12 protein-coding genes are annotated in these 13,622 nt (G+C 63.4%); 3 read left to right on the forward strand and 9 right to left on the reverse strand.

The features are described 5' to 3' along the window. Positions 1-43: 43 nt before the first annotated feature. Together VIM98_RS12785 and VIM98_RS12790 are read right to left on the reverse strand one after the other, a co-directional pair. Entirely contained in the window at positions 44-1,888 is a 1,845-nt protein-coding gene (locus VIM98_RS12785; protein ID WP_331993495.1) for a monovalent cation:proton antiporter-2 (CPA2) family protein, read from the reverse strand. Between the two features lie 64 nt (positions 1,889-1,952). Then, complete coding sequence (locus VIM98_RS12790; RefSeq protein WP_331993496.1) at positions 1,953-2,831, reverse strand: LysR substrate-binding domain-containing protein; 879 nt, start codon at positions 2,829-2,831, stop codon at positions 1,953-1,955. A gap of 108 nt (positions 2,832-2,939) precedes the next feature. Between VIM98_RS12790 and VIM98_RS12795 the strand changes: the two genes are divergently transcribed. Continuing rightward, on the forward strand, positions 2,940-3,338 hold the full coding sequence (locus VIM98_RS12795) for a tautomerase family protein (RefSeq protein WP_331993497.1): 399 nt from the start codon (positions 2,940-2,942) through the stop codon (positions 3,336-3,338). Further along, positions 3,335-3,910: a DUF4865 family protein gene (locus VIM98_RS12800; protein WP_331993498.1), complete on the forward strand. Its 576-nt coding sequence runs from the start codon at positions 3,335-3,337 to the stop codon at positions 3,908-3,910. Before VIM98_RS12795 ends, VIM98_RS12800 begins: the two co-directional genes overlap by 4 nt. A 156-nt stretch (positions 3,911-4,066) precedes the next feature. Here VIM98_RS12800 and hemB read toward each other — a convergent pair whose 3' ends face one another. Further along, entirely contained in the window at positions 4,067-5,059 is a 993-nt protein-coding gene (gene hemB / locus VIM98_RS12805) for a porphobilinogen synthase (RefSeq protein ID WP_331993499.1), read from the reverse strand. 197 nt (positions 5,060-5,256) lie between these two features. On the opposite strand from hemB, the gene VIM98_RS12810 reads away from it, so the two are divergent. Further along, complete coding sequence (locus VIM98_RS12810; protein ID WP_331993500.1) at positions 5,257-6,753, forward strand: S53 family peptidase; 1,497 nt, start codon at positions 5,257-5,259, stop codon at positions 6,751-6,753. 95 nt (positions 6,754-6,848) lie between these two features. On the opposite strand, the gene VIM98_RS12815 is transcribed toward VIM98_RS12810, so the two are convergent. The 6 genes from VIM98_RS12815 to VIM98_RS12840 form a co-directional block, all read right to left on the reverse strand. After that, positions 6,849-7,184 (reverse strand): hypothetical protein, encoded by a 336-nt coding sequence (locus VIM98_RS12815; RefSeq protein ID WP_331993501.1) that lies wholly within the window; start codon positions 7,182-7,184, stop codon positions 6,849-6,851. 142 nt (positions 7,185-7,326) lie between these two features. After that, a complete protein-coding gene (locus VIM98_RS12820; RefSeq protein ID WP_331993502.1) occupies positions 7,327-8,559 on the reverse strand; it encodes an ABC transporter permease in 1,233 nt (410 codons plus the stop codon). Continuing rightward, complete coding sequence (locus VIM98_RS12825; protein ID WP_331993503.1) at positions 8,556-9,746, reverse strand: hypothetical protein; 1,191 nt, start codon at positions 9,744-9,746, stop codon at positions 8,556-8,558. Before VIM98_RS12825 ends, VIM98_RS12820 begins: the two co-directional genes overlap by 4 nt. Further along, positions 9,743-11,629: an HlyD family secretion protein gene (locus VIM98_RS12830; protein ID WP_331993504.1), complete on the reverse strand. Its 1,887-nt coding sequence runs from the start codon at positions 11,627-11,629 to the stop codon at positions 9,743-9,745. Before VIM98_RS12830 ends, VIM98_RS12825 begins: the two co-directional genes overlap by 4 nt. Then, positions 11,616-12,290, reverse strand: a complete 675-nt coding sequence (locus VIM98_RS12835) for an ABC transporter ATP-binding protein (RefSeq protein ID WP_331993505.1) — start codon at positions 12,288-12,290, stop codon at positions 11,616-11,618. The genes VIM98_RS12830 and VIM98_RS12835 overlap by 14 nt, the downstream gene beginning before the upstream one ends. Before the next feature lie 88 nt (positions 12,291-12,378). Next, positions 12,379-13,473 (reverse strand): sn-glycerol-3-phosphate ABC transporter ATP-binding protein UgpC, encoded by a 1,095-nt coding sequence (locus tag VIM98_RS12840; protein ID WP_331993506.1) that lies wholly within the window; start codon positions 13,471-13,473, stop codon positions 12,379-12,381. Positions 13,474-13,622 lie beyond the last annotated feature (149 nt).

Raw genomic sequence — 13,622 nt, forward strand, 5'->3', positions numbered from 1 at the left:
GGGCCGGGAGAGACTACGAGCAGCGGCTATCTTTACTCACTGCTCACTCCTCCTCTTCCTCACTCAATTCCTTCGACGGCTGGGCTACCTCGCGCTCATGCTGCGCGACCGGATCGTCGTCCGCATCGAACAGGTGCATCAAATCGTTGAGCGCTTCAAGCGATGTCTGCGTCATCCGTGCATCGTCGTCGTACACGAGGTACTGCGCCTTCAACACACGCACGTCGTGATCGCGGAAGCGATCGACGCGGTCGGCCGACAGCTCGCTGGACAGCCCAAGGCTCTCCAGCGTCATGCGGGTCATCTTCAGGCTCGAATAAAACGTCTCGCGCACCGGCATCTCTATGCCCAAATCCATCAGGCGAAACGTGTGCTGACGATTGCGGGCCCGTGCGACGATCTTCAAATGCGGATACTGACGACGCACCAGCCGTGCGATGCGCAGGTTGGCATCCGGGTCGTCGGTGGCAAGCACGAATACTTCGGCCTTGTCCGCTTGCGCCGCGCGCAGCAGATCCGGCCGCGCCGGATCGCCGAAGAACAGCGACGTATTGTTGAAGCGCCGTAACGTGTCCATCTGCTCGATCGAGGATTCCAGCGCCACGAACGGAATACGCTGCGCACGCAGCACGCGACCGACGATCTGACCGACGCGGCCGAAGCCGGCAATGATCACCCGCGGGGGCGCATCGGGAGTAATTTCGTCGTAGGCGCGCTCGGGTTTCTTTTCCGCCACCGCACCCAGCCCCTTGGCAGAGAGCACGACCAGGATCGGTGTCAGCGCCATCGCCAGGGTAATCATCAGCACCAACAAGCCTTGCTGGTCGGCGGTGATCAACCGCGCGTCCTGCGCCTGCTTGAGCACCACAAACGCAAATTCACCGCCGCACGCCAGCAAGACCGCCAGCCGCAAAGCATCGGGGCGGCTCAACGCGCCGACGATGCGCCCCAGCGGCCACAGCAGCACGCCCTTGACCGCCAGCAATGCGACGACCAGACCGGCCACCAGCAGGGGCTGGCTCAACAGCAGCGTGATATTCATCGACATGCCGACGCTGATGAAGAACAGGCCGAGCAGCAGACCCTTGAACGGTTCGATATGCGATTCGAGCTCGTGCCGATATTCCGAATCGGCCAGCAGCACGCCAGCGAGGAAGGCCCCGAGCGTGGAAGACACGCCGACCAGCTCCATCAACCAGGCGGTGCCCATCACCACCAGCAGCGCAGTCGCAGTGGACACTTCCACGGCGTTGGCGCGCGCGACGAAACGGAATACCGGGCGCAGCAGATACCGACCGCCGACCACGACGGCAAGGATGCCGAATATCGTGCGCGCGCTGGCCATCAGATCGATGCCGTGCTTGGAACTGGCCGCAAGCAGCGGGATCGCGGCAATCAGCGGGATCGCTGCCAGATCCTGGAACAACAGAATGGCGAACGCCTGGCGCCCGTAAGCGGAGCCGGCTTCTTTGCGCTCGGCCAGGATCTGCAGGCCAAAAGCGGTCGACGACAGCGCCAGGCTGCCGCCGACGATGGCAGCCGCTTTGGTCGTCAGCCCGAAGAAGTAATAAGCGACCAGGCCGATGACCAGGCTGGTGGCCAGCACCTGCAGCAAGCCGGTGCCGAACACCGAACGGCGCATGACCCATAGACGCTGCGGCGAAAGTTCCAGGCCGATTACGAACAGCATCAGTACGACGCCGAATTCGGAGATCGTCGCTACGCCCGCGGTATCGGGCACCAGCCGCAGCACCTGCGGTCCGATCACCACGCCGGCGACCAGGTAACCGAGCACCGCACCCAGGCGGAACCGCTTGGTGAGCGGCACGGCGATCACCGTCGCCAGCAGGAACACCAGCGCGGTTTGCAGGAAATGATGGCTATCCACGCGATGCGCTCCTCAAGTTATCGCGATTATTCCACGCGACACACGCATACGCCTATGGTTATGGTTATGACGATGGCAACAACGGCGAGACCGCCTGGCGCAGAATGTCCTCCAAGCGCGCGATCGCCGGTGCGGGTTCGGCGTTGGCGCGATGTACATAAAGACCGAGTCGCGGCAACGCAGGCAAACGCGCATGCGTGAACGGGCGAACTGAAGCAGGCAAGCCCGCTTCGGTGCGCATGCCGATACCCAGGCCGGCCGCGACGGCGGCCCATACGCCAGCGAGGCTCGCACTGGTGAAGGCGACACGCCACGCGATGCCTGCGCGATCCAGGGCCGCCGTCGCCGCGGTGCGCATCAGGCAGGGAGCATCCAGCGACACCAGCGGCAACGGATCTTCGTCGAGCCAGTCGCCTGCGCCGCCAGCCGGTGCGATCCAGCGCATCGGCAGTTCGGCAATGCGCTCCTGGTACGCCGTGGCATAACCGCTGTCCCAGGCCAGGGCAAGGTCGAGCTTGCCTGTATCGATGCGCTCGAGCAGTTCGCGATTACGCGCGATGCGCGCCTCGATCCGCACTTTCGGGTGAGCGCGGGCGAAACGCCCGAGGATCTCAGGAAGCAGGGTTTCGCCGAAGTCTTCTTGCAGACCCAAGCGGACCCAACCGACGAGATCCGCGCCGCGCAGGGCGGCCGCGGCTTCGTCATTGAGTTCCAGCAGACGGCGGGCGTAGGCCAGCATAGTCTCGCCCGCCTCGGTGAGCGCCATACCGCGGCCCTGGCGGCGCAGCACCGGGGCGCCCGCTTGCTCTTCGAGCTTCTTCAGTTGGGCGCTCACGGCCGATGTCGAACGGCCGAGCCGCTCGGCAGCCTTGGCGAAGCTGCCCAGCTCAACGCCAGCGGTAAAGGTGCGCAGGACGTCGAGATCGAAATGGACGCGGCTCATGAGATCATCCCGAAAAATCGAAGTATCAGTTCAAAATTTCCCGATTTTCAGGACTATCCTGGCGCGGTAGGGTAGTCCCCGTCAAGCACCCCAGACGGAGAATCACCCATGCCGTACGCACGCATCACGCTTCACAAAGGCAAGTCGCCGAGCTATCTGCGCGCTCTGGCCGACAACCTCTATCGCGCCATGAACGAAACCTTCGGCACACCCACCAACGATCGCTTCCAGATGATCCATCAGCTCGAACCGGGCGAATTCATTTATGACCGCGATTACCTGGGTGGGCCACGCTCCGACGATTTCGTGCATATCGCTATCACCGTAGGCCGACCGCGCGATGCCGACACCAAGCGCGGGTTCTACCGTCGCCTGGTGGAACTGCTGGCCGAGCAACCGGGCATCGATCCGGAGGACGTGATGGTGATCGTGCATACCACCGCTTCGGAAGACTGGTCCTTCGGCGGCGGCCGTCAAGGCATTACGGCGGGGGAGTCGATGCGATGATCGCCATGCAGTACAGCTTCGTCCTGCCGGCCGATTACGACATGGCGATCATTCGCCGTCGCATCGTGGAGAAGGGTTCGATGACTGACGACTTTCCGCATCTGGCGTTCAAGGCTTACTTGAGCTCCGAGCGTGGCGATGCTGCACTGCCTTCGCTGGAAAACCTCTACGCGCCGTTTTATTTGTGGCGCAACGAGAAAGGCATGAATACGTTTCTTGGCGGGCCGGGCTTTGCGGCTTTGTGCCAAGCGTTCGGGCGGCCATCGGTACGCCTGTGGCCGGTGTGGCAGGCCAGTTTGAATCCGGAGCTGACCGAGGCGCGTTATGCCACACGGGAGTTGCTGGCGATTCCATCCGGGGCCGACCTGGATGCATGGCGCCAGCGCGAACGTGAGCTTGCCCTGCAGGACGCAAGGCACGGTGCTGCCGCGGCGGTCACGGCGTACGAGCCTGCGGGGTGGACCGCGGTGCGGTTTCGTCTATGGCGAGAAAAGCCGCCGGTGGCGATCGATGGGCAGATTTACGCGGTGGGACATATGTCGGTGCCGGCGGCTGTTGTTGCCGAGGTATGACTGAGGCAAGACCTCACCTCTCAACCTCCCCCAGGCACAGGGGATAAACAGAGCTGCCGCCCTCCCGGCGCCCCCTCAAGTAGAGGAAGGAGCGAAGCTGCTGCCCCTCCCCTGTTTGCAAGGGAGAGATGGGAGGAGCGAGCCGTTGCCTCGGTCCTACTCGCCCCGCAACCACCGTGCAGCATCGATAGCAAAGTACGTCAGGATGGCATCCGCACCCGCACGCTTCATTGACGTCAGCGACTCCAGCACCACCGCGCGCTCGTCCAACCATCCGTTCTGCGCGGCAGCTTTAAGCATCGCGTATTCGCCGCTGACCTGATACACGAAGGTCGGCATGCCGAACGCATCTTTGACGCGTCGCAAGACATCCAGATATGGCAAGCCCGGCTTGACCATCACCGCATCGGCGCCTTCGGCAATATCCAACTCTATTTCGCGCAAGGCTTCGTCGCTGTTGCCGACATCCATCTGATAGGTGTGCTTGTTGCCCTTGCCCAGATTGCCCGCCGAGCCGACCGCATCGCGGAACGGACCGTAGAACGACGAGGCATACTTGGCCGAATACGCCAGGATGCGCGTGTGGATATGCCCGGCCGCCTCCAGCGCATCGCGAATCGCTCCGATACGCCCATCCATCATGTCCGAAGGCGCGACGAAATCCATGCCGGCATCGGCTTGCGCCAGCGACATCTTGATCAGCGCCTCGATGGTCGGCTCGTTCATGACATAGCCGTGCTCGTCGATCAGACCGTCCTGTCCGTGCGTCGTGTATGGATCGAGTGCGACATCGCCGATCAGGCCGAGCTCCGGATGCTTCGCCTTGAGCGCTCGCGTGGCCCGCTGCATCAAGCCTTTCGGATTCCACGCTTCACGCGCATCCTCGCTCTTGACCGTCTCACCCGGCGAAGGGAACAGCGCCAGCGCGGGGATTCCCAGCCGTACGCATTCGCCGGCCAACCCAAGCAGACCGTCGATCGATAAGCGCTCCACGCCAGGCATGGACGGCACCGCTTCGCGCCGACCTTCGCCTTCGATCACGAAGGCCACCATGATCAAGTCCGTCGGCAGCAAGGTGGTCTCGCGCATCAACGCACGCGAAAACGCGTCGCGCCGCATGCGACGCATACGGATAGCGGGGAAGGTCATGAGCAGTCGCCTTGGATGAGATGCATCCTGCCTATTCTACTCCCACGCCATCGCACCGGCGCAGGACATCGCGCCGCACCGCAGATTCTCGCGATGAAGCTGACATCGCCCTAAACGGAGCCGGCCGCCGACACGCTCATGCAACGTCGCATGGCGCAGGCTCAACCCTTCCTCCCCCGCTCATGGAGTCCCCACCCATGCCCGTTACACACGCACGCTATCTCGGCCCACACAACACCGACGACGCCATGGAAGTCACCCTCGTATTGCGTCGACGTGGCGACCGTCCCTCCCCGGCACATTGGCCGACGGCGCCGCAGCAACGCGAGCGCTTCGGCGAACGCTATGGTGCCGATCCTGCCGATATCGAGCGCGTACGAAGCTTTGCACATACGCACGGCCTTGAAGAAACCGCTTGTCACACACAGCGCCGGACGATGCGTTTGCGCGGCACGCCGACCGCGTTGCAGCATGCCTTTGGCGTGGAGCTGGGACGCTACGAAACCGATGACGGCCGCCAATATGTGGGATGCCGTGAGGCACTTCGCCCCAGCGAAACGCTGGGGCCCCACGTCATCGCTGTGCTTGGTCTGGACCGGCGCCCGGTCGCCAAGGCGCATTTTCGCATCGCCCAGCAACAGCCGAGTCAGACGTTCACGCCCATCGAGGTAGGGCAGCTTTATGGCTACCCACCCGATGCGGACGGCAGTGGCCAGACGATCGCGCTGATCGAACTGGGCGGCGGCTATCGCTCCGACGATCTGCAGCAGTACTTCGCATCGCTTGGACTTCGCACGCCGACCGTGGTCGATGTCGCTGTGGTCGGCGGCAGTAACCAGCCCGGAGGGGACGCAGATGCCGAAGTCCTGCTGGATATCGAAGTCGCCGGCGCGCTCGCTCAGGGAGCGAAGATCGCGGTGTATTTCGCACCCAATACCGACCAGGGCTTCTACGAAGCCATCTCGCAAGCTGCACACGATACCGACAATAAACCGTCCGTGATGTCGATCAGCTGGGGCGGCCCGGAAGATGCCTGGAGCAAGCAAAGCTTCAATGCGATGCAGAGTGCGCTGGAAGATGCGGTCGCTATGGGCGTGACGGTTATCGCCGCCGCTGGCGACGATGGCTCGAGCGACGGCGAAACCGATCATAAGCCGCATGTCGACTTCCCCGGTTCGAGCCAATACGTGCTCGCTTGTGGCGGCACTACATTGGAAGCCAGCAACGACAACATCAGCAGCGAAGTCGTGTGGAACGAGACCGCCTCGAACGAAGGTGCCACCGGCGGCGGCGTGAGCACGCAAGTGGCGGCACCCGATTGGCAGAATGGCATCGCGCTTCCCTCCGGGCAGAGCGGTCGCGGCGTGCCGGACGTCGCAGGTAACGCGGACCCATTGAGCGGCTATCAGGTGCGCGTAGACGGACAGGATACGGTAATCGGCGGCACCAGTGCGGTGGCACCGCTATGGGCGGCGTTGATCGCGCGCTTCAACCAGGTATTAGGTACGCCGCTAGGCGACGCGCACAGTGCGCTCTATCGGATCGGCACGAATGCCTTCAACGACATCACACAAGGGAACAACGGAAGTTTCGATGCCGGCACAGGATGGGATGCGTGCACGGGCTGGGGAAGCCCCAAGGGCCAGGTGCTGCTGGATGCGTTACAGGCAATGCAGGGTAACTCTGCTTCGTGAAGCTCTTTGGGTTGAACGGAGTGAATGAAGAGAAGTGAGGAGATAAGAGAAAGCCGCACACACCCGGCTCTTACCCACTCCTCACTCCTCACACCTCAGTGCGCCTTCTGCCGACGAATATCGCGACTATTGCGGTTTTCCGCCTTGTTGAGGTTCTTCTGCTCTTTCTTCGTCAGATGACCGTTGTGCTTGGCTTCGTCGACCGACTCACGCTTGGCGATACGGGCGTCACGCGCTTCGTCGCGTGCGGCCTGCTTGCCATTGACCGTGCCATGGGCGACACCGTTATTGACGCGATTCTGCTGGTTGTCCAGGCGCTGGTTCACTTCGTTGACGCGCGGGTGGCCCGGAACATCCTGGGCGAGCGCAACGGTGCCGACGGTGGCGGACAGGACGAGCGCAACGGCAGCAAAGCGGCGGATCGAGTTCATGCGATGACTCCCTAGGGAAGGTGGTTGGCCGGCAACGTCTCGCCCCCTTTGGGCCAACCTTGCCGTGCCAGCGGAAGAACGTGCCCTCTGCGTGGCCGTTGACCCTGTTGCAGCGCAAGAACATGGCGTTCGTTCAGCTTGGCTACTCGTCGCGAATCGCCGCAATCGGATCCAACGCGGCCGCCTGGCGCGCTGGATAGATGCTGAAACCCAGGCCGATGGCGATGCATGCAACGATCGAGGCAAGAATGCCGATCGGCGCCCAGGCCACCTGCCATCCGGCAAACGCGGCAATGGCATAGGCCAGCAGCGCGCCGAACAGAAGGCCGATCACGGCACCGGCGATGCAGATCACCGTCGCCTCGCGCACGAAACGCACCACGATGTCATGCCGCCGCGCGCCTATGGCGCGCAACAGGCCAATTTCCCGACGCCGTTCGAGCACGTTGGCCAACATGATGTTCATGATGCCAATGCCACCGACCAGCAAGCTGACGCCGGCAATCGTGCCCATGACGACGCTGAAGATGCGCTGGGTCTTTTGGTTCTGCTCGTACAGCTGCTGTGGCACGATCACCCGGTAGTCGCCCGCGCCCGCATGGCGCTGATCGAGGACACCGCTCAATACGCGCGCACCGCCGGCCAGCGCATCGGGATCGTCCAGCTGCACAAGCAAGCGATCGATTTCGTCTTCCATCGGCTGAAAGCGAAAACGTGCCTGCGCGCTGGCCAGCGGCACAAAGATGCGGTTGCTCTCGGCACCCAACGACACGCCCTCGAACTTGTCCTGACCCAGGTCACGGTCGGCCAGCACGCCGACCACACGCAGCCACACCTGGTTGGCCTTGATCAATCGTCCAACCGCCTTGCCGTCGGGAAACAGATCGTGCGCCGCCTGGTAGCCGAGCACGGTCACCGCGGCAAGATGCTCTTCGTCCTGCGGTTCGAGCGCCCGGCCATCGGCGACTCGCAAGGCCGCCATCGAGAAATAATCGGGGGTGACACCGCTGATTTCGGCGTTGCTCTTGCCCTCGTCGCTGAACATGCCCCAGCGCTTGACGCGCTTCTCCGCCGCGTAGCGGGTCGCCTCCGGCACTACTTCCATGGCCGCGCGCGCATCGGCCAGGGTCAGGCCGATACTGCGTGCGCGCGTTTCGCGCAGCGCGTCGGTGTCCTGGCTCTTGGCTTCGACAATCAGGTTGTGCAAACCGAGGCTCTCGACCAGACGCAACGCTTCCCGTCTGCTACCTTCGCCTACGCCCTGCATGGCGACAATAGCGCCTACGCCGAAGATCATGCCCAGCATGGTCAACAGGGTACGCAGCTTGCGACGCGAGAGTTCTTCGATCGCTTCGCGCCAGACATGGTCGATCATGGAGCCTCCTTGGCGTGGCGATCCACAAGCACGATGCGATCGCCATCGGCAAGACCTCCAAGCACTTGTGTGCTCGTTGCGCCGCGCACACCCAGTTGCAACTTCCGTAATTCGGTCGTACCGCCACGCACGATATTCACGGCATCGCCGCGCAGGGCGACGTTCGGCACGCTCAAGGACTTGTCGGCGCGCAACAGCACGATCTTGCCAACGAAACCCTGCCCAGGACGCCAACCGTAACGAGTTGCGGCATCGGCAGGCACCGCGGCCTTTACCATCAGGTACTTCACCGGATTGTCGCGGCTACGCGATTGCGCCGCACCGGCGACCCAGCTGAGCTTCGAACGCACGATCTGTTTCGGCTCGCCCAACGGATGAAGCTCGACCTCGTCACCGACCTGCACGCCTTGAGCCTCGATTTGCGGGATAGCCAGCTGGACTTCCAGCGCGTTCAAATCCGGCAGGCTGGCGAAGCTGTTGCCACCCCATAGCGCGCCACCGATATGCGGAATCTGATCGCTCCAGTCGCGTTCGAGGACAAGGACGCCATCGTGTGGAGCGTGCAGTTCCAGGGCATCCAGATCTGCCTGCTTCTGTTTCACCAGTGTATCGAAGGTGCTGCGCTGCGCGTCGAACACGGCAATTTCCGCGCTGCCGCGCGCAGCCGACTGCCCTTGCCGCCATTGCAGAATGTCCTGACGCGTGCGCAGATAGTTCTCGTCCTGCACGGCATCCAGGATGTCATTGCGGGCCAGCGCCAGCAGCGTGGCATTGGCATAGCGATGGGCAATGGACAATTGGCCGGCGACCTGCACCAGATCCACCCCAAGCTGCCCCGTCTTGCCGGCAAGCTCATCTTCTTTGTTGGCGCGCGCCAGCGCATTACGGTCGAGGTCGATCAGGGCGGTGGCGAGATCCTGCTTGCTTTGTTGCGCCGAGAATTTCGCGACCAGGTCGCCTTTCCTGACCAGGCTGCCATCGGGCAGCATCCAGCTGACCTGACGCGAGGTCCATTGCTGACCCGGCACCAACAGCGGAGTGGCGCTGATCGCACGCAGCTCGCCACTGCCCTGCACGCTGAATTCCAGCGGCGCGGCATGTACCTGCATCGTCACCGCGCCGTCGTCGGCGCCTGCATGGCATCCGGCCAGAAGCATCGACCCCAGGAGACTCATGTATCGCTTCATGGCGCGTGCTCCTTCGCCGCGTCGATATGCACCGCAACCGACTGACCGGGACGCAGCTTCAAGTCGGTAGGATCGAGCTTGATTACCAGATCCACGACCGGCACGGCCTCGACACGCGATTTGCTATGCACGTTATCGCCGATCTCGGCAATGCTGCCGCCCAACGAACGGTCGCCGCCGCCGGCGATCACGACCGTGACGCGCTGTCCGCGGCGGACGCGGCTCATATCGCGTTCGGGCAAGGTCGCGCGCACGGCGAGCGTGTGCATATCCGGCATCTCGGCCACCGACTGGCCCAGCCAGATCTGGCTGCCGGTGTCGATCTTCTGACCGTTCCAGGACGTGTCGTGCAACACGATGCCGTCGCGCGGCGCCTTGACCGTCAGCGCACCCAACGACCGCTGCAGACGGTCGGTTTGCTCGCGCAGTTGGGTTACCTCGGCATCGGCCATACGCTGCTCGGCCGCTCTGCCGCGCGCGGCGATCGCCTCCCGTTGCGAGGTGAGCCGCGCGCGCGTTTCGGCTTTGTCACGCGCGATGATCAATTTCTTGTACTCGACGCCGGCAATATATTCCTTGGGCTGGTTCGCCTTGCGTTCAGCCTTTTCCTTGTCCGCGCCGGCCTGCGCGGTCGCGAGCTGCGCTTCGCGCTCGCGATCGGCCAGGTCGAGCTTGAGTTGTTCCTGTTTGCGCTGCTTTTCGGCAAGCGAGCTTTGTCGTGCCGTCAGATCCTTCATCACGTTACCCGCGTCGAAGGTCACCACCATGTCGCCCTGCTTCACTGCTTCGCCGTCTGGCGACATCTGCGTCACGGTCATTTGCCACAACCCCTCGACCGAGGGAGGCAGGATCGGAACGACCTGCTGCGCGAAGACCTCTCCGTCGGCCTGCAGCTCACCCTTGGCGGTGGACGCCGCAGGTGTAGCGGCAGGTTCCGGCTCGGTGTCTACGCGCACGCTCATGCCCGCTTTCAGCGAGACCGCCGCACCGGCGTCCAACGCGATATCCATGCCGAAATAGCGACCGTCGCCCCACTCGGCTTTTCGTTCCGGTGCGTCGGCCATGTGCCTGATGGTGCCTTTGAGCGAGATACCCGGCAGTGCATCGACATAGAGACTTACCGTCTGACCGTCCTTGAGGCCGGCGCGGTCGGGTTCGAGCACCCAGGCGCGAATCTTGAACTGGCTCGCCTTGCCGATCACCTGACCGACCTGGGTGCCGGGATAGCTCGACGAGCCCTCTTCGAAACGCGCACCGTTGCCGAACAAGTTGTCGAAATCGTGCACGACCGTGCCGTCTGTCGTCGCCTTGACCGCAGCGCTTTCGACTTGGCGCTTGTCGCTATCGAGCAGTAGCTGCTGCTTGCGCATATCCAGTGCGCCGTCCTCGCGACAACGTGTCACCGCGGCGGTAGCCTGCTCGACTTGCATCTTGCGCAACGCCAGCGCGTGCTCGGTACGCTCCATGTCGCTCTGATGCCGGTCGTAGTCCAATGCGGAGATCAATTTGCGAGGAATCGCCGCATCGACGGCCGCGGTATCGCGCTCGGCCTGCGCGTCGGCCAGGGCAAGCCGCGCATCGGCCTCTTTGAGTTCGAGATCGGCGATTTCCTTGTCGTTCTTGGCCGAAGCCTGTGCCATGTCCGATTCGAGCTTGTGCAGATCGGCCTCGGCCTGCGCCGCATCGATGCGCAGGATCACATCGCCGGCCTTCACTTTGGCGCCATCGGGCGCGTAGAAGCGCAGGACGACCGGCGAAGAATTCGATGGCGGCACGAAAATCGGCTGGCCGCCATCGACCTGGACTTCGCCGCTGAACACCGTCGCGCGCGCGGCGCAAGCGATACAGGCCAGCAGTAACCCGAAGGCGTTAACGGACCGCATCGAATTCGATCCTCCCGTCGCGAATGCCGATCTGGCGCTGTGCCCGCGATGCCACATCGGCATCGTGCGTTACCAGCACGACGGTCTGGCCACTGGCATGCACTTCGGCGATCAGGGCGAGCACGTCCGCGGCGCTGCGCGAATCGAGGTTGCCGGTCGGCTCATCGGCCAGTAACAGCGCCGGCTGCATAAGCAAAGCGCGAGCGATCGCCACGCGCTGCATCTGGCCGCCGGATAGCTGGCCAGGCCGATGCGCCAGATGGCGACCGAGGCCCATGCGCTCAAGCAATGCCAGCGCCCGCGCCTCCAGACCCGGATCGGGTCCGCGCAGGAAGCGCCGGGGCAGCAAGGTGTTTTCCAGCACGCTCAGGCGCGGCAGCAAATGAAAAGATTGAAAGACAAAGCCGATGCGGCGATTGCGAAAATCGCTCGCACGCTCGTCGTCGAAAGCGGAGACGTCTTCGCCATCCAGGCGATAAGTGCCTGCATTCGGTCGATCCAGGCAACCGAGCATGTTGAGCAGGGTCGACTTGCCCGAACCGGAAGGTCCGACTATCGACGTGAATTGCCCCTTGGGTATCTCGAAACTGACGCCGTCCAGCGCCCCGATCGTCTGACCGCCGACCCGGTAGTACCGGGTGACGCCTTCCATGCGAACCATGCCGCCCCCTCTGTCGCCGTCATCCTATCTTGACGCATTTACGACAATTGGCGCATCGCCCGGGTTCAACACCGCGCAAGGCAATTTCTTACGACGCGATTCGCACCCCTTGTTCGGCGTCGAAGAAATGCAGGCGATCGGGATGAAAACCGAAGTGCAGCGTGCTGCCACGCTCAGGGTGCTCGCGCGTGGATGTGCGCGACACCAGCGCCTGGTCCCCGTAACGCAGGTTGAGGAAGATCTCGTTACCGACAGGTTCGAGCACTTCCAGTTGTGCGCTGAGCAGGGCGCCGGCGGCGCCCGCTTGCGGTACCAGATCTTCGGGACGCAGCCCCAGCACTACCTCGCGCCCGCGCCAGGCTTCCAGGCCCGCGTACTGCGGCAGCTCGCCCAATGCCAATGCGCCTTGCAGCGCATGCAGGGTCCAGCCGTTCTCGCGCTCCAGGCGGCCGCGCAACAGATTCATCGCCGGGCTGCCCAGGAAGCCGGCGACGAAGAGGTTGGCCGGCTTGTCATACAGGTTCATCGGCGTATCGATCTGCTGGATCACGCCGCCGTTGAGCACCACGATGCGCTGACCCAGGGTCATGGCCTCGATCTGGTCGTGGGTGACGTAAACCATGGTGGCATTGAGCTGGCGGTGCAGGCGCGCAATCTCCACGCGCATGGACAGACGCAGCTTGGCGTCCAGGTTGGACAACGGCTCATCGAGCAGGAATACCTTGGGGTTGCGCACCAGCGCGCGGCCCAGCGCGACACGCTGGCGCTGACCGCCGGAAAGCGCTGCCGGGCGCGAGTCCAGGCGCTGCTCCAGCTCCAGGATCTTCGCCGCCTCACGCACGCGCCGGTCGATGTCGGCCGGATCCTGCTTACGCAGTTTCAGCCCGAAGCCGAGATTCTCGGCCACCGTCATGTGCGGGTAGAGGGCGTAGTTTTGAAAGACCATGGCGATGTCGCGGTCCTTCGGCGCCACCTCGTTGACCACCCGGTCGCCGATGCTGAGGGTGCCCCCGCTGATGCTCTCCAGGCCCGCGATCATCCGCAGCAGCGTGGTCTTGCCACAGCCAGAGGGCCCGACCAGCACCAGCAGCTCGCCATCGGCGATCTCGAAGCTGGCTTCGGCCACGCCCACGTGCCCATTGGGGTAGACCTTACGCAGCTTGTCGAGGCGGACACTGGCCATGCATGCATCTCCTGGCCCGGCCGTGCGGCTAAGCCTGCTTGATTCTAAAGATCCCGCCCGGCCTACCGGCTGCACAAGCGGGGAATATTCGGATATTCTCGCAATGTAATCGTTTACATCAAGCCGCGACGCGGCATCGAGAGCCGAAG

This window comes from Dyella sp., from assembly GCF_036568765.1.
Taxonomy (GTDB): Bacteria; Pseudomonadota; Gammaproteobacteria; order Xanthomonadales; family Rhodanobacteraceae; genus GSA-30.

What these genes read in the sequence shown, in the direction of transcription:
- hemB (WP_331993499.1), bottom strand. Translation starts at nt 5,059, where the DNA reads ATGACCTTCCCCGCTATCCGTATGCGTCGCATGCGGCGCGACGCGTTT.
- VIM98_RS12810 (WP_331993500.1), top strand. Translation starts at nt 5,257, where the DNA reads ATGCCCGTTACACACGCACGCTATCTCGGCCCACACAACACCGACGAC.
- VIM98_RS12830 (WP_331993504.1), bottom strand. Translation starts at nt 11,629, where the DNA reads ATGCGGTCCGTTAACGCCTTCGGGTTACTGCTGGCCTGTATCGCTTGC.
- VIM98_RS12800 (WP_331993498.1), top strand. Translation starts at nt 3,335, where the DNA reads ATGATCGCCATGCAGTACAGCTTCGTCCTGCCGGCCGATTACGACATG.
- VIM98_RS12825 (WP_331993503.1), bottom strand. Translation starts at nt 9,746, where the DNA reads ATGAAGCGATACATGAGTCTCCTGGGGTCGATGCTTCTGGCCGGATGC.
- VIM98_RS12820 (WP_331993502.1), bottom strand. Translation starts at nt 8,559, where the DNA reads ATGATCGACCATGTCTGGCGCGAAGCGATCGAAGAACTCTCGCGTCGC.
- VIM98_RS12835 (WP_331993505.1), bottom strand. Translation starts at nt 12,290, where the DNA reads ATGGTTCGCATGGAAGGCGTCACCCGGTACTACCGGGTCGGCGGTCAG.
- VIM98_RS12790 (WP_331993496.1), bottom strand. Translation starts at nt 2,831, where the DNA reads ATGAGCCGCGTCCATTTCGATCTCGACGTCCTGCGCACCTTTACCGCT.
- VIM98_RS12815 (WP_331993501.1), bottom strand. Translation starts at nt 7,184, where the DNA reads ATGAACTCGATCCGCCGCTTTGCTGCCGTTGCGCTCGTCCTGTCCGCC.
- VIM98_RS12840 (WP_331993506.1), bottom strand. Translation starts at nt 13,473, where the DNA reads ATGGCCAGTGTCCGCCTCGACAAGCTGCGTAAGGTCTACCCCAATGGG.
- VIM98_RS12795 (WP_331993497.1), top strand. Translation starts at nt 2,940, where the DNA reads ATGCCGTACGCACGCATCACGCTTCACAAAGGCAAGTCGCCGAGCTAT.